Source organism: Pseudomonas sp. ADAK2 TE3594 (assembly GCF_053628675.1).
The window spans coordinates 5,097,496-5,117,892 of sequence record NZ_JBRJGV010000001.1; the positions used below are offsets into that span (position 1 = coordinate 5,097,496).

Sequence of the window (20,397 nt, forward strand, 5' to 3'; positions counted from 1 at the left end):
CTGGAGACAGGCCATGAACAGCTTCGCCTCACCACAGATATTCACTGCCCTACCCTTCTCCCGAACGGACACCGGGAAACCGTCAGCGGATGATCTCTATTCACGGATCTTCGACGCCATTCTCGAACAGCGCATCCATGCAGCCAGTCGCTTTACTGAAGACAGCCTGGCGCAGATGTTCAGCGCTCGACGCAGTGACATTCGTGGCGTACTGACGCAGTTGTCCCATCAGCAGATCATTATCCTTCGCACCAACCATCGTCCCCGAGTCGCCGCGCCCGATGTCGAACAGACTCGGCAGACGCTGCATGCCCGACGACTGACCGAAATCACGCTGGTTCGACTGGCCTGCCAGCGGCCTCGCCCACAAGACTTGAAACGCCTGCATGCCTTGATCGACAGCGAACGCCAATGCACGGCGCGTGGTCCGGCCATTCGACTGTCTGGGGAATTTCATCTGCAACTGGCCGAAATGGCGGGGAACGCACCGTTGGCGCATTTTCTCGGCACTCTGGTGCCGCTGACTTCGCTGGCGATTGCGCAGTTTGATGCGCAGGCAGGCGGTGATTGCGCGTGGCAGGAGCACACGGAGATCGTCGATGCAGTGGAGCGCGGGGATGCTACGGCGGCCGAGATGTTGATGACCCGGCATCTGGATCATCTTGAGGAGGCACTGCTGAACTCCGGTAATATCCCCAGCCTGGATTGTTGTGTTGCCGGTTAAATCGCTATCGCGGGCAAGCCCGCTCCCACAGGTTCACCGCTGACCTTGTGGGAGCGGGCTTGCCCGCGATAGCGTCAACACTGACCCTACAAACGTTTCAGCCTGCCGCAACCCGCGCAAACCCCTCGCGAATTTTCTCTTCCGGCAATTCATCGGCAATGAACACGATCACGCTTTCGCGTGTTTCATCGTCGGCCCATTCCGTATCCCAATCGAAGCCGTACAGTTTCAGCACTCCTTGGAACACCATGCGCCGCGGTTCGCCAAGGATGTTCAAAACACCTTTGTAGCGCAGCAGTTGCTTGCCATGTTCTTCGAGCAGTTCGTTCATGAACTCGCTGAGTTTGTCGATATCCAGCGGCTTGTCGGTGCGCAGCACCAGGCTGGAGATGCGATCGATGGAGGGCGCCTTGCTCACCGGGCGCAAACTCACGCCACCACCGAGGTCGGCATTGAGGTTGAAGCCGCGCACGTCGAGCAGCTCGGCCAGATCAATCTTGCCGTGGTCGACCACGCGGATTGGCGCGCGACGGTTGATGCGGGCCAGGCGCTCGCTGAGGGCGGTGAAGGTCGGCTCGTCCACCAGATCCCGTTTGCTCACCAGCAAGCGGTCGGCAAAACCGATCTGCGCCTGGGCAATGGTCTGGGTCAGGTGCAGGTCGGCGTGGGCTGCGTCCACCAGGGTGATGATGCCGTCGAGGATGTAGCGCTCACGCAGTTCTTCGTCGATGAAGAAGGTTTGCGCCACCGGGGCCGGGTCGGCCAGGCCGGTGCATTCGATGACCAGACGATCGAAGGCGATTTCGCCGCTGTCCAGGCGTTCGAGCAGCAGGTACAGCGCCTTGGTCAAATCGGTGTGGATGGTGCAGCAGACGCAGCCGTTGGACAGCGTCATCACTTGCACCGGCTCGTCGCCCAACAGCTGGGTGTCGATACCGGCGTCACTGAATTCGTTTTCGATCACGGCGATTTTCAGGCCGTGCTCGGCTTTGAGCAGGTGGCGCAGCAAGGTGGTTTTACCAGCGCCGAGGAAGCCGCTGAGGATTGTTACCGGTATAGGAGAAGACAAATCCGAGCTCCTTCAGTACTCAAATAAAAATGGGAACAGTCTTGTGTGGGAGCGAGCCTGCTCGCGATGACGACTTAACATTCAACATGGATGTTGACTGTCAGACCGCTATCGCGAGCAGGCTCGCTCCCACAAAAAAGCCTGCTCCCACGTCACATTTATTAACCCGCCATTAGCAGGTCAACAGCACTTCGGCCCACCCTTGCCACCGTAACGGGCTTCCTGACGTTCGCGAAAGAACATCTCGTAGCTCATCACCGGTTTGTCCGGGTGTTTGGTTTGCATATGCTCGACGTAGTTGTCGTAGTCGGGCATGCCGACCATCAGGCGCGCGGCCTGACCGAGGTATTTACCGAGGCGACTCAGGTCATTGAACATGGTGCAATCCTCGATTACGCATCTGGCTGAGCCTGGAATGGAGATTCTTTATCCGTACGTTCTTTACTGCCCCAGGCAGCAATGCCGACCTTGAGCGCATAGAACAGGATGCTGAATACCACAAACAGGAACAGCGCGGTCAACGTTGCGTTGGTGTAGGCGTTGTAGATCACGTGCTGCATCTGCTCGATGCTCTTGGCCGGGGCCAGAATCTGCCCGTTAGCCAACGCATCGCTGTATTTCTTCGCCAGCGACAGGAAACCGATCGCCGGGTTGGCGTCGAACAGCTTGATGAAGCCTGCGGTGGTGGTGCAGATCAGCAACCACACGGCTGGCAGCATGGTGACCCAGATGTAGCGTTGGCGCTTCATTTTGATCAGCACAACGGTCGCCAGCATCAGCGCGATCCCGGCCAGCATCTGGTTGGAGATACCGAATAGCGGCCACAAGGTGTTGATACCACCCAGCGGGTCGATCACGCCTTGATACAGCAGATAACCCCACATTGCCACGCAACCGGCGGTTGCGATCAGGTTGGCGGTCCACGATTCGGTGCGCTTGAGCGCTGGCACGAAAGAGCCGAGCAAGTCCTGCAGCATGAAGCGTCCTGCACGGGTACCGGCGTCGACCGCCGTCAGGATGAACAGCGCTTCGAACAGGATCGCGAAGTGGTACCAGAACGCCATGGTGTTTTCACCGGGCAGCACACTGTGCAGGATCTGCGCGATACCGACTGCCAGGGTCGGCGCGCCACCGGCACGCGCCAGAATGGTGGTTTCACCGATGTCCTTGGCCACTGCTTGCAGCGCTTCCGGGGTAATCGCAAAACCCCAGCCGCTGACCGCTTGTGCCACAGCCACCACGTCACCGCCAACGACCGCCGCCGGGCTGTTCATGGCGAAGTACACGCCTGGCTCGATCACCGAAGCCGCAACCATCGCCATGATCGCCACGAAGGACTCCATCAGCATGCCGCCGTAACCGATGTAACGGGCGTTAACCTCGTTATCCAGCAGTTTCGGCGTGGTGCCGGAGGAGATCAGCGCGTGGAATCCCGAGACCGCGCCACAGGCAATGGTGATGAACAGGAACGGGAACAGACCGCCCTTCCACACCGGCCCGGTGCCGTCGATGAATTGGGTCAGTGCCGGCATTTTCAGCTCAGGCATGGTGATCAGAATGCCGATCGCCAGCGCAACGATCGTGCCGATCTTCAGGAAGGTGGACAGGTAATCACGCGGCGCCAGAATCAGCCACACCGGCAACACTGCCGCGACGAAACCGTAGCCGATCAGCATCCAGGTGATCTGGACTCCGGTAAAGCTGAATGCCTTGGCCCACACCGGGTCAGCGGCAATCTGCCCGCCCAGCCAGATCGAACCCAGCAGCAACGCCACGCCGATCACCGAGATTTCACCGATGCGACCCGGGCGGATGTAGCGCATGTAAATGCCCATGAACATCGCGATCGGGATGGTCGCCATCACCGTGAAAATACCCCATGGGCTTTCGGCCAAGGCCTTGACCACAATCAGCGCCAGCACCGCGAGGATGATGATCATGATCAGGAAGCAGCCAAACAGCGCGATGGTCCCGGGGATGCGGCCCATTTCTTCACGGACCATGTCGCCCAAAGAGCGACCGTTGCGGCGGGTGGACATGAACAGGACCATGAAGTCCTGAACCGCACCGGCCAGCACCACGCCGGCAATCAGCCACAGCGTACCGGGCAGGTAGCCCATCTGCGCCGCCAATACCGGACCGACCAGCGGCCCCGCGCCGGCGATGGCTGCGAAGTGGTGGCCAAAAAGGATGTGTTTGTTGGTCGGCACATAGTCCAGACCGTCATTGTTGAGCACGGCAGGGGTAGCCCGACGCGGATCGAGTTGCATCACATTGTTAGCGATGAACAGGCTGTAGTAGCGGTACGCGACCAGATAAATGGCCACCGCGGCGACCACAATCCACAAGGCGTTGATCGCCTCGCCTCGGCGCAATGCCACTACGCCCAAGGCGCACGCTCCCAGGATTGCCAGCAGCAGCCAGGGTAAGTGGCGTAGCAGGCTATTATTATTTTTCATTTTATGATTCCAGCCAGAGTGGACAAGAAAGACAGCCATCCGGAGTTTAGCGCTACTGATGGCAAAGGCCATACCCCGACATTGATCCAGAGCCTGTCTTTGCTGGCAGGCTTTAACAATGCGGGTCTATAGTCAGCGGACATTCAGAGGATTGCGCCATGAGTGACCACCCTGCTGATCGCCGCCGCTTCAAACGTTTTGCGTTCGATGCCCGAACCGAGCTGAGCCAAGGGGAATTTATCTGGCCGGTGAAGTTGATCGACCTGTCGCTCAAAGGGTTATTGATCGAACGGCCCGAGCCTTGGCTGGGGAATCGGGACTGGCATTTCCTGGTCGATATTCATCTCAACGAAGATGTCGCCATCAAGATGGATGTGCTGCTGACCCACGATGACCATGGTCAGCTTGGCTTCGTCTGCAAACACATCAGCCTGGAATCGATTGAACGACTGCGGCGGTTGATTGAGTTCAACCTGGGCGATCCCGAGGAACTGGAGCGCGAATTGGGCGCGCTGATCGAGATCTAGAAACTGCCGCAAAACACTGTGGGAGCGGGCTTGCCCGCGATAGCTGATTCAACCGCAACAAATAGGTTGAATGAAAGAATGCTATCGCGGGCAAGCCCGCTCCCACAGGTTTTGTATCGATCTGAAAGTTATTCGAACAACGCGTCGAGGGCCTGCTCCAGGCGCGTCACGGCAATAATCTGCAATCCCGGCGGCGCCTCTTTCGGCGCGTTGCCCTTGGGCACGATGGCGCGCTTGAAGCCGTGCTTGGCCGCCTCTTTCAAGCGTTCCTGACCACTTGGCACCGGGCGCACTTCACCCGACAAGCCGACTTCGCCGAACACCAACAGATCATGGGGCAGCGGTCGGTTACGCAAACTGGACATGACTGCTGCCATCAGGGCCAGGTCAGATGCTGTTTCCAGCACCTTCACCCCACCGACCACGTTGAGGAACACGTCCTGATCATGGGTCGGGATGCCGCCATGGCGGTGCAAAACCGCCAACAACATCGCCAAGCGATTCTGATCCAGACCGAGCGTCACCCGGCGGGGGTTGGCCAGATGGCTGTCGTCCACCAACGCCTGGACTTCCACCAGCATCGGCCGGGTGCCTTCCCACGTTGCCATGACCACACTGCCCGGGACTTCTTCCTGGGCGCGGGTCAGAAAAATCGCCGAGGGGTTGGAGACTTCTTTCAGTCCCTTGTCGGTCATGCCGAACACACCCAATTCATTCACCGCGCCGAAACGGTTTTTCACCGCCCGCAGCAGACGCAGGCGCCCATCGGATTCGCCTTCGAAATACAGAACAGTGTCGACCATATGCTCCAGTACTCGAGGACCGGCCAGCGCGCCTTCTTTGGTGACATGGCCGACGAGGAAAATCGCCGTGCCGCTTTGTTTGGCGTAACGCACCAGCAATGCCGCACTTTCGCGCACCTGCGAAACGCCCCCCGGTGCCGATTGCAGTTGCTCGGTGAAAATCGTCTGGATCGAGTCGATCACCATTACCTTGGGCTTTTCCTGCCGCGCGGTGGCGATGATGGTTTCGATGCAGGTTTCGGTCATCACCCGCAGCTGATCCTGAGGCAAGCCCAAGCGCCGGGCGCGCATGGCCACTTGTTGCTGGGACTCTTCACCGGTGACATACAGCGCTGGCATGCTCTTGGCGAGGTTGCACAAGGTTTGCAACAAAATGGTCGACTTGCCGATGCCGGGATCACCACCGATCAACACCACCGAGCCATCCACCAAGCCGCCGCCCAGAACGCGATCCAGCTCGCTGGACGCCGTGGAGAACCGCGGAATCTCTTCAACACTGACTTCGGCCAGTGTCTTGATCTGCGCCTGCTGGCCGGTCCAACCGGTGCGCCCGCTGGGGGCTGCGGCGCCGCCGCTCTCCACCATGGTTTCAGTCAGCGTGTTCCAGGCCCCGCATTCGCCGCACTGGCCGGCCCACTTCGGGAAGGTTGAGCCACACTCGGTGCAGCCGTACATGCGCTTGGCCTTGGCCATCTGAACTCCCGGCAAAAACCGCGATGATAGCTCAGCTCGCGCGGATCAGCGCGGCGCCGCCGTACGGATTTCACCGCTGGCCAGACGCGCGGCACTATTGCCCAGCGGATCTTCGGCGTTCATGTCCGCTCCTTGAGCCTTGAGGGCGTCCAGCAACTCGACACGCTTGAACAAGCCGGCGTACATCGCGGCAGTCTGTCCCGCGCCGTTGCGTTGGTCGGGGCTGCAATGGGCGGCCAGCAGGGTTCGAGCGATCTGCACTTCACCTTTGAAAATCGCGCCCATTAGCGCCGTATTGCCGCGTTGATCCTGGGCACAGGCATCCGCCCCGGCAGCGAGCAAACGTTCCACTGCGGCACTCTGGCCGTGATAAGCGGCCAGAATCAGCGCGGTGTAACCCTTGCTGTCGCGGGTATCGAGGGAATAGCCGGCCTCGATGAAGGTTTCGAGCATGGGCACATCACCGCGTCGAGCGGCATCGAAATAGTAATCCTGCAATTGGGCTTTCAGTACCTCGGGATCCTTCGAGACTGGCGCTTCAGGCCCGGCGAACACACCGAGAGACCAGCAGGCCAGAAACACCGGCAGATAAAAACGCATGGCAACGCTCCTTGATCAGACGGGACCTCACATGAGGTCCCGCTTCAGGCAGATGGATCAGTCGACCAGTTTGGCCGCCAGCGCCTTGACCCGGGCCAGATCACCCTTGGCTACTTTGGTCACCCCGGTCCCGTACTCCGGGTCGGCCTTGTAAAGAAAGGACAGGATGATGTGCTTGCTCTCGTCATCGGTGGTGGCCAGGGAGCCGCCGAAGCTGTCGATCAGGTCCTGACGTTCCTTCTGGCTGAACGAGCGATACAGATCGCCGGCCTGCTTGAAGTTCTGCTCACGCTGAATCTTCGCCTGCTGCGTGCTGCCCGACAGGGCCGACTGGCTGTAACGCGCGGTTTGCGGCTCTTCACGGGCCAGCAAGCGACTCGGCTGGTAATTCACGCCCGTGCTGCTGGCGCCGAGGTTCATTGCGCCATCCTGGTTACCGTTGTTCACGGCGATTTTAGGTGCGTTGATCGGCAACTGCAGAGCGTTGGCCCCCAGACGATACAGTTGGGTATCGGCATACGAGAACACTCGCCCTTGCAGTAAGCGATCTTCCGAAGGTTCGATACCCGGAACTAAATTGGCCGGAGCCATGGCCACTTGTTCGGTTTCCTGAAAAACATTCGCTGGATTACGGTTCAATACCATTTGTCCAACTTTTCGTTCAGGAACACCGGGCCAGATCTTGGTCGCGTCCAGTGGATCGAAATCAAACTTGGACAAGTCTTGAGGATTCAGGACCTGGACGTACAAGTCCCACTTCGGAAAATCACCCTTATTAATATGAGCGACCAAGTCGTTAGTCATATGACTGTAGTCTTGACCTTGAACATTAGTGACTTCTTTAGGGTCGAGGTTCTTTAGCCCCTGCAAACTTTTCCAGTGAAATTTTACATAGTGCACATCACCTTTGGCGTTAACCAACTTATAGGCGTGCACACCATTTCCGTCCATTTCCCGATAACTGGCAGGCGTGCCGGAGTTGGAATACAACTCGGTCAAGGTGCGAGTGGCTTCCGGAACATGGGAGAAAAAGTCGAAACGACGGGAATCGTCGTCAAGATTGGTGCGCGGATCCGGCTTGAAGGCGTGGACCATGTCTGGAAACTTGATCGCGTCACGGATGAAGAAGGTCGGAAAATTGTTGCCGACCAGGTCCCAGTTGCCGTCTGCGGTGTAGAACTTGGTGGCGAACCCCCGCGGGTCACGCAAGGTTTCCGGTGAATGGTTGCCATGGACCACAGCGGAGAAACGCACAAATACCGGTGTGTTCTGGCCGCCGGCGAAAACCTTGGCCTTGGTCAGGTCACTGAGGTCGTCAGTCACGCTGAACGTGCCATGGGCGCCAGTGCCACGGGCATGCACCACGCGTTCGGGAATACGTTCACGGTCAAAACGCTGGAGTTTCTGGATCAGTTGTATGTCTTGCAACAGCACCGGCCCGGTCGCGCCAGCGGTTTGCGAGTTCTGGTTGTCGCCGACGGCGGCGCCGTTATCACGGGTCAACGTCGCCGCGCTAACGGAGAAGGACAGCAGGCTGGCGGTCAGAACGCCAAACGTACGACGGAGGGGCAAAGCCCCGAGGCCGAGGGGAATCGTCATGGAAGTTTCCTCTGATTTTATAAGGCGCATCCAGGTGCGCCCCACAGAGGCTAGTGACCCAAAGGCCAAAACATAAATAGAAATCCCGTACCGAGCCGATAGCGAAAAGGTTCTGGAAAGCCCGGTCTAGAGCGCGTAATCGCGCGCGACTGGTGGCACTTTGTAAACTAACTGCCGGAAGATGTGTCGATAAGAGCTCGCATTGTGAGGCGGTGTTTCGAGCAGGAGCCGTTTTGCTGAATTACACTGCGTTCACCAACCTCATCTGTAACAAGGAAATAACCTATGGGCGTGATAAGTGAGTTCAAGGCCTTCGCGGTCAAAGGTAATGTTGTCGACATGGCCGTCGGTATCATCATCGGCGCCGCCTTCGGAAAAATCGTTTCATCGTTTGTCGGCGACGTGGTGATGCCGCCAATCGGCTTGCTGATCGGTGGGGTCGACTTCAGTGACCTGGCCATTACGCTCAAGGCTGCCAACGGTGATGTCCCGGCGGTGATGCTGGCCTACGGTAAGTTCATCCAGAGCTTGATCGATTTCATCATCGTCGCCTTCGCGATCTTCATGGGCGTCAAGGCCATCAACCGTCTGAAACGCGAAGAGGCCGTTGCGCCAACCCTGCCGCCGGTTCCGACCAAGGAAGAAGAGCTGCTGGAAGAGATTCGCGATCTACTCAAGGCCCAGAACAACCGCCCTTGATAACTGATTGCCCCAAGAAACGGCGCCTTTGGCGCCGTTTGTTTACCAGTAGTTTTCCACTGCCACCTGGCCGGGTCGTCGACTGAGGCTCAGGTGCATGTCCCGTTGTTTGAGCAACTTGCGCGTGTCATCGATCATCTGTGGATTACCGCAGAGCATCACCCGCGAATGCTCGGCTGTCAGCGCCACACCGGCCGTCCGCTCCAGCTCTCCACTTTCCATGAGTGTCGTGATCCGCCCACTCAAGGCACCCGGATGCTGCTCGCGGGTGACGGTAGCGATGAACTGCAGCTTGTGCGTGTACTCAGCCAGATAATCGCGCTGGGCCAGCCCTGCAATCAACTCCCGGTACGCCAACTCCCGCGCTTCGCGCACGCTGTAGACCAGGATGATTCGCTCGAATTTTTCCCAAACCTCGAAGTCCTGCAGGATCGACAGAAACGGCGCCAGCCCGGTGCCTGTGGATAACAGCCAGAGGTCACGGCCATCGACGAAGCGATCCAGCGTCAGATAGCCAAAGGCCTGCCGGTCGACCAGCAGCGTATCGCCGACTTCCAGCCGACTCAATTCACTGGTGAACTCCCCTCCCGGCACGACAATGGAGAAGAATTCAAGGAACTCGTCGTAGGGTGACGAGACCATGGAATAAGCCCGCCACACCGTACTGCCGTCCGCCTTGGTCACGCCCAGTCGGGCAAATTGCCCTGCGCGAAAGCGAAAGCCAGGATCCCTGGTGGTCCGCAGGGTGAACAGGTTGGGAGTCAACGTCTGGACGTCAAGCAGCGTCTGGCGAGTGAATTTTTCCGCACTGGCAGTCATGGGTCGCTCCATTCAACAGATGAGGCTAGTGTCCCGCAAAGCAGGCAGCGTAAACACCGGTGATTTGTAATGTTTTTCAGGCCTGTAACCAAACAGTACAAAACAACTAAAACGATAACGTTCAGCATCAAGTCTGTTTATCCGTTGTAACAGAACCTAAGAACCGGATATTCAGTTGCGAGCTTTTTCAAGAGCAAAAAAATCCAGCATATATGTAGGAATACTCCTACACTCGTGGCGTGCCGGATCTTGGATCCAATCCGCACCACTCAAGAAAATCCGCATGGAGTTATCAAATGAAAGTGTGGAAGGAATCACAGTTAACGCAGCTGTCTTACGCACAGAAAATGGAGACCGCGTACGAGATTTCTCTCAATCTCGTTAAAAATTTAGGATTTAATTTCTGTGCATTTTCAATAACATCCCAAAGGAGTGAAATACATCGCCATAAAATCAATCTGAATAATTACCCCACCGAATGGAACACGAAATATGAACAAGAACATTTCAGTGAAGTCGATCCGATACTAGCCCATTGCAATCATTCTGAATTACCGATTCTTTGGCAGGAAGAAATCTTCTCCAAGACACCGACATTGTGGCAAGCACAAAAGCAGCAAGGTTTGCGCTATGGCTGGTCCCAATCCGTACATGATCAGAATGGGCTTTGCAGCATGCTGAGCCTGGCCAGGAGCCACTGCCCGATTACTACGCATGACCTGTACAAAAATCTGGGCTACGCGATGTTCATTAGCCGCCACCTGCACGGGCTTGTCGCGAAAGATCTGCCCTCCTCCCACCCAAAGCCGAACCCGGTGCATTTATCAACCCGAGAAGTCGAGGTGTTGAAATATTCAGCCATCGGCAAGACGGCAGGCGAGATCGCGAGAATCCTCAGCCTTAGTGAAAGCACGGTGCAGTTTCATATACGCGGCGCCATCCGCAAACTTGGCGTCAACAACAAGATTGCTGCGGTGATCAAAGCAGCGAGAATGTGCGTTATCTGAATCTGTTCGAATCAGGTAATCCCTGCGAGTAATCCAGACGAAAAAAACGTACCATCTGCGATCCATCCCGAGTGATGCCGTGTGACATTCCACGACGCAGTCCGCTTGGATGGTTCAGCCCGCTACGACGCCCCTGAGCGACGGGCCATTCGATGATTATCCTCCGTTGACTACCCAGAGCCCCCTTGCCTCATGCCTCTGCTCGAAACCCCCTTCGCTCAACTCGATCTGATCCGCCAGCCCGAACAGCAGAACGAACCGTTGCAAGCGTTTGATGCCGCAGACGAATACCTGCTGACTCATCTGGCCAATCAACAACCGGCAGCCGATACTCGCGTGCTGGTGCTCAACGACAGCTTCGGTGCTCTGGCCGCCAGCCTGGTGGGCAAAGTCCAGGTGACCAGCAGCGGCGATTCGTTTCTGGCGTTTCAGGGCCTGGAAAAAAACCTGATACGCAACGGCCAGGCGTTTGATGCAGTTCCGAAAGTGCCCGCCAGCGAAGCGTTCATCGGGCCGTTCGACCGGGTATTGATCCGGGTACCGAAAACCCTGGCCCTGCTGGAAGAGCAACTGATCAGGCTACAAGGGCAATTGGCTCCCGGCGCTCAAGTGATTGCGGCCGCGATGGTGAAGCATTTGCCACGCGCTGCGGGCGATCTGCTGGATCGCTACATCGGCCCGGTGCAAGCCTCACTTGCAGTGAAGAAGGCTCGGCTGCTGATCGCCACAGCCGAAGCCAAAGCCCCTGCTGTCTCCCCCTACCCGACCCGCTATCGACTCGACGCCCCTGCGATCGAACTGCTCAATCACGCCAATGTGTTCTGCCGCGAAGGGCTGGATATCGGCACGCGGGCCTTTTTGCCGCACTTGCCGAAGAGCCTCGGCGCAGCGCGAGTTGCCGATCTGGGGTGTGGCAACGGTGTGCTGGCGATTGCCAGTGCCCTGCAAAACCCTGAGGCCCACTACACACTGGTGGACGAATCGTTCATGGCGGTGCAATCGGCCGCTGAAAACTGGCGCGCGGCGCTGGGCGATCGTGACGTGATCGTGCGGGCCGGCGATGGTTTGGCAGAGCAGGAACCTCAATCACTGGATGTAGTGCTGTGCAATCCGCCGTTTCACCAACAGCAAGTGGTCGGCGATTTCCTGGCCTGGCGGATGTTCCAGCAGGCGCGTGAATCGTTAGTGGTGGGCGGTGCGCTGTACATCGTCGGCAATCGTCACCTGGGTTATCACAGTAAGCTCGCTCGGTTGTTCCGCGGCGTCGAACAAGTCGCGGCCACCCCCAAGTTCGTCATTCTCAAAGCACGCAAATAATCACGGACAAAAAAAACCCTCCATCACAGGAGGGTTATAAATCCGTGCCGCAAGGCAACGGGATGGGAATTTCAGTGGGTGCTCAAACCGGCGGCATTCATGAACATGCGCATCAGCGAGGCCACAATGAACAGTGCCACGACGCTGCCGGTCCAGATCATCGCCAGCCAGCCGAGTCGCTGCCAGAGCGGCTTTTTCTCGGCGGCTTCGATTTCCTGCAAATCAGGTTTTCCAGCCATCATCGCTTTCTCCTCTGCAACGGCGCAGGTATCAATTCTGCGCCGTAGTCGCTAGTGGTAACCATCTTCGTGGGTGACCTTGCCGCGGAATACGTAGTAGCTCCAGAAGGTGTAACCCAGGATGAACGGAATGATGAACAGCGTGCCCACCAGCATGAAGCCCTGGCTTTGCGGCGGTGCGGCGGCGTCCCAGATCGAGATCGACGGCGGCACGATGTTCGGCCACAGGCTGATACCCAGACCGCTGTAGCCGAGGAAGATCAGCACCAGGGTCAGCAGGAATGGCGTGTAATGCGCATTGCGGGCCACCGCGCGAATCAGACCGTACAGGGTCACCAGCACCAGAATTGGCACCGGCAAGAACCAGAACAGATTCGGCAGGGTGAACCAGCGCGCGGCGATCTCGGCATGGGCCAATGGCGTCCAGATGCTGACAATGCCAATCACCGCCAGCAACACGAAAGCCAATGGCCGCGCCAGATCATGCATCTGTTCCTGCAGCTTGCCTTCGGTTTTCATGATCAGCCACGTGCAACCGAGCAGCGCATAAGCCACCACCAGCGCCGCGCCGCAGAACATCGTGAACGGTGTCAGCCAGTCGAGTGAACCGCCGGCGAACTGACGGTTGACCACCGGCAGCCCATCGATGAACGCACCCAATGCCACGCCCTGGAAGAACGTTGCGGCGATCGAGCCACCGATGAATGCCTTGTCCCACAGGTGGCGCTTGTCGTCCTTGGCCTTGAAGCGGAACTCGAAGGCCACACCGCGAAAAATCAACCCGATCAGCATAAAAATCAGCGGCAGGTACAACGCCGAGAGCACCACCGAATAGGCCAGCGGGAAAGCGCCGAACAATGCCGCGCCTCCCAGCACCAGCCAGGTTTCGTTGCCGTCCCAGACCGGGGCGACGGTGTTCATCATGACGTCACGATCACTCTTGCCCTTGATGAACGGGAAGAGAATGCCGATTCCCAGGTCGAAGCCGTCCATGACCACGTACATCATGATGCCGAAGATGATGATCACGGCCCAGATCAGCGGAAGATCAATACCCATGATTCAAATCTCCTTGGTCAGGCTGGAGTTGTTATCAGCTTCGCTGCCATCGTCATCGGCTGCGGACAGCGGACGGGCCGGTGTGCGTTTCTGGCCAGGACCACCTTCGTTGGTTTCCTTGCCTTCGTCGATCTTCGGCCCTTTGCGCACCAGACGCATCATGTAACCAAGACCGGCACCGAACAGCGCGAAATACACCACAACGAACATGATCAACGTGATGCTCATCTGCACGAAGCTGTGCCCGGAGGACGCATCCGCCGTGCGCATCAACCCATAAACCACCCACGGCTGACGGCCGATTTCAGTGGTGAACCAGCCGGCCAGGATCGCGATCAGGCCAGACGGCCCCATCCACAGCGCCAGGTACAAGAACGGCCGCGAGGTATACAGCTTGTCGCGTTTGCGCAGCCACAGGCTCCACAAACCGGTGAAGATCATCAGCATGCCCAGACCGACCATGATCCGGAACGACCAGAACACGATGGTCGAATTCGGCCGGTCTTCAGGCGGGAATTCCTTGAGCGCAGGGACCTGTTTGTCCAGGGAGTGAGTCAGGATCAGGCTGCCGAGGTACGGAATTTCTACCGCGAACCTGGTCTTCTCGGCTTTCATGTCCGGCCAGCCGAACAGAATCAGCGGCGTCGGTTCATCGCCGTGGTTTTCCCAGTGACCTTCGATCGCAGCGATTTTCGCCGGCTGATGCTTGAGGGTATTGAGGCCGTGGAAGTCACCGATAACGGCCTGAATCGGGGCAACGATCAGCGCCATCCACATCGCCATCGAGAGCATGGTGCGAATCGCCGGGTTGTCCTTGCCGCGTAGCAAGTGCCAGGCCGCCGACGAACCGACGAAGAAGGCGGTCGCAACGAATGCCGCCGTGGCCATGTGCATCAGGCGGTAGGGGAACGACGGGTTGAAGATAATCGCCAGCCAGTCCACCGGAATGACCTGGCCGTTGACGATCTCGTAGCCTTGCGGGGTCTGCATCCAGCTGTTGGAGGCCAAAATCCAGAAGGTAGAAATAAGGGTGCCGATGGCCACCATGACGGTAGCGAAGAAGTGCAGCTTGCGCCCGACCTTGTTCCAGCCGAACAGCATGACGCCGAGGAAACCGGCTTCGAGGAAGAAGGCAGTGAGCACTTCATAGGTCAGCAACGGCCCGGTCACCGAACCGGCGAAGTCCGAAAAACGGCTCCAGTTGGTGCCGAACTGATAGGCCATGACCAAGCCGGAAACCACGCCCATGCCGAAGTTGACGGCAAAGATCTTCGACCAGAAATGGTACAGATCGCGGTAAGTGTCGTTGTGCGTTTTCAGCCACAAGCCTTCGAGCACCGCCAGGTAACTCGCCAGGCCAATGGTGATGGCCGGGAACAGGATGTGAAACGAAATGGTGAATGCGAACTGAATCCGGGCGAGATCAAGTGCCTCCAAACCGAACATAAGTCTTCCTCTGTCAGGTAATACCGGTTGAAGGCTTGTGGCCTACACCCACTGCCCCCACGGATATGGAATGCGGCGAATTCGAATTCGTTCTTTTTTTACCATCATCACAACGTAGGGAGTCTGGCCATCTGGCCGCCGGATCATTTCCACGAAGGGTCTTGATCTGGATCAATCAACGTTGAAAGAGTAGTCGCATTTTTGCCGATGGACGGTGTGGTCTTTTGCCGCGTGACAGGTTGCCTCATGGGTTTTGTCTTGAGCTGCAATACATTCCCGTGGCGAGAGCTGCGCAGATCGGTGTCTAGCTAACTAAATTTCCTAGCCTTGCAACTTCTAGTTACAGGTTGGTGATAATCTCGCCTTTCCCTTCGCCCAGACCTGCCTTCAGATGCCCAGCCAAGCGCCCCTGCTGTTACGTCATCATCGCCCGTTTATCGCGTTCTGGCTGGCTCGGGTGTTCACCGCCAGTGGTTTTCAGATGTTGACCGTGGCCATTGGCTGGAATCTGTATCAACTGACGGGCAATGTGCTCGATCTGGGCCTGGTGGGACTGGTGGAATTTGCCCCTCGAGTGTTGTTCATGCTGCACACCGGGCATGTCGCGGACCGCTATGACCGGCGCAAGGTCGCGGCGATTTGTCAGTTCCTGCAAGCGCTGATCGCCCTGTCGCTGGCCATCGGCAGCGCGACCGACCATGTCACCCGGGAGATGATCTTCATCCTCGCGTTCCTGCTCGGCGCCGCCCGCTCCTTCGAAATGCCGACGACACAGGCATTGCTGCCGAGCATCGTGCCCAGCGCGTTGTTCCCCCGTGCCGTTGCCGCCGCGCAATCTGCACAACAATCGGCAACTATCGTCGCCCCGGCGCTGGGCGGTTTGCTCTACGCCTTCGGCAGCGTCTGGGTGTATGGCCCGACGGTGATTCTTTACCTCATCGCTTGTGCACTGATGCTCAACCTTCCGGCCCGGCAGACACCGCTGAACAAGGGCAAGGCCACCCTGGATTCGCTGCTGGCGGGCATCCGCTTCATTCGCAGTCGCCCGGATATTCTCGGGGCGATTTCCCTGGATCTGTTTGCCGTCCTACTGGGTGGCGCGACCGCGTTGCTGCCGGTGTTCGCCAAAGACATTCTGCTGACTGGCCCGTGGGGGCTGGGCCTGCTGCGTTCGGCCCCTGCAGTCGGTGCGCTGCTGATGTCGCTGTTTCTGGCGCGATTTGCCGTGGAGCGAAACGTCGGGCGGGTGATGTTCACGGCCGTGGGTGTATTCGGCGTGGCGACCATCGCTTTCGGCCTGTCGACTTCCTTCTGGTTCTCTCTCGCCGTGCTGGTGGTATTGGGCGCAGCGGACATGATCAGCATGGTGATCCGCGCCTCATTCGTGCAACTGGAAACCCCGGACGAGATGCGCGGCCGGGTCAGCGCGGTGAATGGCTTGTTCATCGGCGCTTCGAATCAGCTCGGCGAGTTCGAATCAGGCCTGACGGCCCACTGGTTCGGCACCGTGCCGGCAGTGGTCATGGGCGGCATCGGTACGCTGATGGTGACCGGGACCTGGGTCAAACTGTTCCCGACCCTGGCCAACCGCGACCGAATGCATGTGCCGGTGGAAGAGGTCAGGGTCTGACGTAGTTGTCCAGGGCACTCTTAAACCACCAACTCTCCCGCCACCGTCGACCGCGTGGCTTTGCCGCAGAGTTGCTCCACCAGCGTCAACGCAAACTCCAACGCGGCGCCCGAACCCTGAGCGGTGATGCAGTTGCCATCGACCACCACCGGTTGATCGATGAAGTTGCAACCCGACAGTTGATTGCTGACCGTGGGCAGGCAAGTCATGCGCCGCTGGCGCAAAACGCCAAAGGTTTGCAGCGCCAGTGCCGGAGATTCGGCAATACCGGCGAACAGGCGCCCGGCGGCGGCCTGGTCCTTGATCAATTGTTGCAAGGGTTGGTGGGCCGCCAAATGCTGCGCCCCTACAGCACCGCCAGGCAGAACGATCAGGTCGAAGGGTTGGGCGAGTAAATCCACCAACATCGCATCAGCGGTCAGGCGCGTGCCGCGAGCGCAGGTAAGCATGCGCCGTGCCTCGATGCTGGCCACCACCACTTCAACCTTGGCGCGGCGCAGCACATCGATCAAGGTCACGGTTTGCAGATCGTCGATGCCCTCGGCGAGGGTAATCAGGGCTCTAAAGGTCATGGGCGCGGTCCACAGGATAATCTTTAAAGCGTAGTCAGCTTTCCTGACACTTGTTCGAGGCCAGCCGTTACTTGATGTAAAGCTGCGTCGATAGCGTGTTGCCCGGCGCATTGATCGAAGTGTTGCTGAACGTGAAGGTGCCGTCCTGCTTGCCCGCCAGGTCGAAGATGTACAGATAGCCGACGGTTTTTTTCCCGGCGGAGCACTCGGTCAGGTTGCCGGTATCAAAAGCACAGACAGGGGTTCGGGTGCCGTTCACCTCGAAACCGTCCAGTGCGACATGGGCTGCACGGCCGTAGCCGACCTCCAGCACATACACCTTGATGTTTGGCCCTTTGTGGTCGCAATGGGTTTGCACCTGGCCGTCCGCGATATTTTCAAAGCCACAGCCTGGTGATTCGACCTTGAGCACCTTCACCTGGCTCAACGGTGGCGCCGTGGCGGCAATGGCTGTTTGCGCTCCGATGAAACAGCTGAGCAGCAATCCAAATGCCGTAATCACACGCTTATTAATGCAATACATAACTACCCCCTCCCTCCCCCAAAAAAACAGCGCGCAGTATGGCGCAGTTCCCTTTTGTGCAAAACATCGACGACGATCACAGCCATAAGCAGCCATAGCCCCACGCTGCTGGTATGATGCGCGGCTTTTTCCGACCCCACAGAAAATTCCCAGGCGCCTGCTGCGGCCTGTGCTTTGCTGTTGAGGTCGATACATTCACGGCGCCGGGCGCGCCACGGGGAGCAGACATGCTGGAAAGGCTGTTTCAACTCAAGGCACACAACACCAACGTGCGGACCGAGATTCTGGCGGGCGTCACGACCTTTTTGGCCATGGCCTACATTCTGTTCGTCAACCCGAGCATCCTCGGCGAGACCGGCATGGACAAGGGTGCGGTGTTTGTCGCCACCTGTCTGGCAGCTGCCATCGGCTCGGCGACCATGGGCCTGATCGCCAACTACCCGATCGCCCTCGCGCCGGGCATGGGCCTGAACGCCTTCTTTACCTACACCGTGGTCCTGCACATGGGCCACACCTGGCAAGTGGCGTTGGGCGCGGTGTTCATCTCGGCGGTGATGTTTTTCCTGCTGTCGATCTTCCGCATCCGTGAATGGATCATCAACAGCATCCCGCTGGCGCTACGCTCGGCGATTGCCGCCGGTATCGGCCTGTTCCTGGCGCTGATCGCCCTGCACAACGCCGGCATCGTCGTCAGCAATCCGGCGACCATGGTCGGCCTCGGCGACCTGAAGCAACCGGCGCCGATTCTTGCGACCCTTGGTTTTGCCCTGATCGTGGCACTGGAAGCCCTCAAAGTGCGCGGTGCTGTGCTGATCGGTATTCTGTCGGTGACCATCGTCTCCATCCTGCTGGGCTTCACCCCGTTCGGTGGCGTGATGTCGATGCCGCCGTCGCTGGCACCGACCTTCCTGCAGCTGGACATCAAAGGCGCACTGGACATCGGTCTGGTCAGCGTGATCTTCGCCTTCCTGTTCGTTGATCTGTTCGACAACTCCGGCACCCTGATCGGCGTCGCCAAGCGCGCCGGCCTGATGGGCAAGGACGGCCACATGCCGAAAATGGGCCGCGCCCTGATCGCCGACAGCACCGCGGCCATGGCCGGTTCCTTACTGGGTACGTCGACCACCACCAGCTACATCGAATCCGCAGCCGGCGTGAGTGCCGGTGGCCGCACCGGCCTGACCGCCATCGTGGTCGCGATTCTGTTCCTGCTCGCGCTGTTTTTCTCGCCATTGGCAGCCAGCGTTCCAGCCTTCGCCACCGCGCCTGCGTTGCTGTTCGTCGCCGTACTGATGACATCCGGCCTGGCGGAAATAGACTGGGACGACATCACCGTCGCCGCACCGGTCGTGGTCACCGCCCTGGCCATGCCATTCACATATTCCATCGCCAACGGCATCGCCTTCGGTTTCATCTCCTGGACAGCCATCAAGTTGCTGTCCGGTCGCGGCCGTGAGTTGAATTCGGCGCTGGTGATTCTGTCGATTCTGTTCGTGATCAAGTTGGGTTGGTTCAACGCATGACTTTTGATTCCCAGGCCTACGCCGTTCAGCTCGAAGAAAAGGTCACGCGCCTGCGTGACCTGCTGGCCCCGTTCGACGCACCCGAACCTGCGGTGTTCGATTCGCCGCTGAAAAACTTTCGCCTGCGTGCCGAATTCCGCCTGTGGCGTGAAGCCGGCGAGCGCCACTACGCAATGTTTTCCCAGGAAGACAAACGCACGCCGATCCTGATCGAAGAATTCCCGATCGCAAGCGGGCGCATCAACCAGTTGATGCCGCAACTCAAGGCGGCGTGGCAAGCGAGTGCGGCCCTGAGCCACAAGCTGTTTCAGGTGGAGTTCCTCACCACCCTGGCCGGCGATGCGATGATCACCCTGTGCTATCACCGCCCGCTGGACGAGCACTGGCACGCAGCGGCGTCGAAACTGGCCACCGACCTGAACGTCAGCATCATTGGTCGCTCGAAGGGTAAACGCGAAGTGATCGGTCACGATTACGTGGTCGAAAAACTCGAAGTTGGCGGTCGCACCTTCAGCTATCGTCAGCCGGAAGGCGCGTTCACCCAACCCAACGGCACCGTGAACCAGAAGATGCTCAACTGGGCGTATGACGCCCTCGGCGATCGCTCCGACGATTTGCTGGAGCTGTATTGCGGCAACGGCAACTTCACCCTGCCACTCGCGACCCGCGTACGCAAAGTGCTGGCCACCGAAATCAGCAAGACCTCGGTCAATGCAGCGCTCAGCAACCTGAGTGAAAACGCGGTGGGTAATGTCACGCTGGTGCGTTTGTCTGCCGAAGAACTGACCGAAGCCCTGAACGAAGTTCGTCCGTTCCGTCGCCTGCATGGCATCGACCTCAAGAGCTACAAATTCGGTAGCGTGTTCGTCGACCCGCCCCGCGCCGGCATGGACCCGGACACTTGCGAACTGACCCGGCGCTTCGACAACATCCTCTACATTTCCTGCAACCCGGAAACCCTCGCGGCCAACATCGCCCAGTTGCACGACACCCACCGCATCACTCAGTGCGCGATGTTCGACCAGTTTCCATGGACCCATCACATGGAGTCCGGGGTGTTGTTGACCCGTCGTTGATTGCAGCCATTAC

General features: G+C 58.5%; 20 protein-coding genes. 8 read left to right on the forward strand and 12 right to left on the reverse strand.

The genetic code is table 11. From position 1 onward, the window contains the following. Positions 1-13: 13 nt before the first annotated feature. Positions 14-724, forward strand: a complete 711-nt coding sequence (locus tag AB7M22_RS22810; RefSeq protein WP_454187857.1) for a GntR family transcriptional regulator — start codon at positions 14-16, stop codon at positions 722-724. A gap of 97 nt (positions 725-821) precedes the next feature. On the opposite strand, the gene yjiA is transcribed toward AB7M22_RS22810, so the two are convergent. From yjiA to AB7M22_RS22825, 3 genes are all read right to left on the reverse strand, one after another. Beyond that, positions 822-1,793, reverse strand: a complete 972-nt coding sequence (gene yjiA / locus AB7M22_RS22815; protein WP_454187858.1) for a GTPase — start codon at positions 1,791-1,793, stop codon at positions 822-824. Between the two features lie 180 nt (positions 1,794-1,973). Further along, positions 1,974-2,171 (reverse strand): YbdD/YjiX family protein, encoded by a 198-nt coding sequence (locus AB7M22_RS22820; protein WP_007895266.1) that lies wholly within the window; start codon positions 2,169-2,171, stop codon positions 1,974-1,976. 14 nt (positions 2,172-2,185) lie between these two features. Next, entirely contained in the window at positions 2,186-4,252 is a 2,067-nt protein-coding gene (locus AB7M22_RS22825) for a carbon starvation CstA family protein (RefSeq protein ID WP_427626794.1), read from the reverse strand. Positions 4,253-4,410: 158 nt separating this feature from the next. Between AB7M22_RS22825 and AB7M22_RS22830 the strand changes: the two genes are divergently transcribed. Then, on the forward strand, positions 4,411-4,779 hold the full coding sequence (locus tag AB7M22_RS22830; protein WP_218398816.1) for a PilZ domain-containing protein: 369 nt from the start codon (positions 4,411-4,413) through the stop codon (positions 4,777-4,779). Positions 4,780-4,907: 128 nt separating this feature from the next. Here the strand turns inward: AB7M22_RS22830 and radA are convergent, their stop codons facing one another. Genes radA through katB form a run of 3 tightly spaced genes read right to left on the reverse strand, consistent with a single transcriptional unit; the run spans position 4,908 to position 8,474 of the window. After that, positions 4,908-6,275 carry a DNA repair protein RadA gene (radA, locus tag AB7M22_RS22835; RefSeq protein ID WP_007937264.1) on the reverse strand — a complete coding sequence of 456 codons (1,368 nt, stop codon included), beginning with the start codon at positions 6,273-6,275 and terminating at the stop codon, positions 4,908-4,910. A 45-nt stretch (positions 6,276-6,320) separates the two neighbouring features. Next, positions 6,321-6,875: an ankyrin repeat domain-containing protein gene (locus AB7M22_RS22840; RefSeq protein ID WP_454187859.1), complete on the reverse strand. Its 555-nt coding sequence runs from the start codon at positions 6,873-6,875 to the stop codon at positions 6,321-6,323. Positions 6,876-6,932: 57 nt separating this feature from the next. Continuing rightward, positions 6,933-8,474, reverse strand: a complete 1,542-nt coding sequence (gene katB, locus AB7M22_RS22845; RefSeq protein WP_454187860.1) for a catalase KatB — start codon at positions 8,472-8,474, stop codon at positions 6,933-6,935. Between the two features lie 285 nt (positions 8,475-8,759). On the opposite strand from katB, the gene mscL reads away from it, so the two are divergent. After that, entirely contained in the window at positions 8,760-9,173 is a 414-nt protein-coding gene (mscL, locus tag AB7M22_RS22850; RefSeq protein ID WP_008010503.1) for a large-conductance mechanosensitive channel protein MscL, read from the forward strand. Between the two features lie 42 nt (positions 9,174-9,215). On the opposite strand, the gene AB7M22_RS22855 is transcribed toward mscL, so the two are convergent. After that, positions 9,216-9,992 (reverse strand): ferredoxin--NADP reductase, encoded by a 777-nt coding sequence (locus AB7M22_RS22855; protein ID WP_454187861.1) that lies wholly within the window; start codon positions 9,990-9,992, stop codon positions 9,216-9,218. A 296-nt stretch (positions 9,993-10,288) separates the two neighbouring features. On the opposite strand from AB7M22_RS22855, the gene AB7M22_RS22860 reads away from it, so the two are divergent. Both AB7M22_RS22860 and AB7M22_RS22865 read left to right on the forward strand, forming a co-directional pair. Continuing rightward, entirely contained in the window at positions 10,289-10,999 is a 711-nt protein-coding gene (locus tag AB7M22_RS22860; protein WP_454187862.1) for an autoinducer binding domain-containing protein, read from the forward strand. Between the two features lie 192 nt (positions 11,000-11,191). Next, entirely contained in the window at positions 11,192-12,316 is a 1,125-nt protein-coding gene (locus AB7M22_RS22865; RefSeq protein WP_454187863.1) for a methyltransferase, read from the forward strand. Positions 12,317-12,387: 71 nt separating this feature from the next. Here the strand turns inward: AB7M22_RS22865 and AB7M22_RS22870 are convergent, their stop codons facing one another. From AB7M22_RS22870 to AB7M22_RS22880, 3 genes are read right to left on the reverse strand one after another with little or no spacing between them, the layout of a single operon-like run. Then, positions 12,388-12,555 carry a DUF2474 domain-containing protein gene (locus tag AB7M22_RS22870; protein ID WP_052967973.1) on the reverse strand — a complete coding sequence of 56 codons (168 nt, stop codon included), beginning with the start codon at positions 12,553-12,555 and terminating at the stop codon, positions 12,388-12,390. Positions 12,556-12,606: 51 nt separating this feature from the next. Next, positions 12,607-13,614 carry a cytochrome d ubiquinol oxidase subunit II gene (cydB, locus tag AB7M22_RS22875; RefSeq protein WP_007895284.1) on the reverse strand — a complete coding sequence of 336 codons (1,008 nt, stop codon included), beginning with the start codon at positions 13,612-13,614 and terminating at the stop codon, positions 12,607-12,609. Between the two features lie 3 nt (positions 13,615-13,617). Next, positions 13,618-15,060: a cytochrome ubiquinol oxidase subunit I gene (locus tag AB7M22_RS22880; RefSeq protein ID WP_454187864.1), complete on the reverse strand. Its 1,443-nt coding sequence runs from the start codon at positions 15,058-15,060 to the stop codon at positions 13,618-13,620. Between the two features lie 391 nt (positions 15,061-15,451). Between AB7M22_RS22880 and AB7M22_RS22885 the strand changes: the two genes are divergently transcribed. Then, on the forward strand, positions 15,452-16,690 hold the full coding sequence (locus AB7M22_RS22885; protein WP_454187865.1) for an MFS transporter: 1,239 nt from the start codon (positions 15,452-15,454) through the stop codon (positions 16,688-16,690). Between the two features lie 20 nt (positions 16,691-16,710). Here the strand turns inward: AB7M22_RS22885 and AB7M22_RS22890 are convergent, their stop codons facing one another. Beyond that, on the reverse strand, positions 16,711-17,262 hold the full coding sequence (locus tag AB7M22_RS22890; RefSeq protein ID WP_008070008.1) for a DJ-1 family glyoxalase III: 552 nt from the start codon (positions 17,260-17,262) through the stop codon (positions 16,711-16,713). Between the two features lie 67 nt (positions 17,263-17,329). Further along, the gene (locus tag AB7M22_RS22895) at positions 17,330-17,785 is read right to left on the reverse strand and encodes a DUF4879 domain-containing protein (protein ID WP_454187866.1); all 456 of its coding nucleotides are present in this window, start codon (positions 17,783-17,785) and stop codon (positions 17,330-17,332) included. Between the two features lie 227 nt (positions 17,786-18,012). On the opposite strand from AB7M22_RS22895, the gene AB7M22_RS22900 reads away from it, so the two are divergent. Next, positions 18,013-19,308 (forward strand): NCS2 family permease, encoded by a 1,296-nt coding sequence (locus AB7M22_RS22900; RefSeq protein WP_007895297.1) that lies wholly within the window; start codon positions 18,013-18,015, stop codon positions 19,306-19,308. Then, complete coding sequence (gene trmA / locus AB7M22_RS22905; protein WP_454187867.1) at positions 19,305-20,384, forward strand: tRNA (uridine(54)-C5)-methyltransferase TrmA; 1,080 nt, start codon at positions 19,305-19,307, stop codon at positions 20,382-20,384. Before AB7M22_RS22900 ends, trmA begins: the two co-directional genes overlap by 4 nt. Positions 20,385-20,397: the final 13 nt, after the last annotated feature.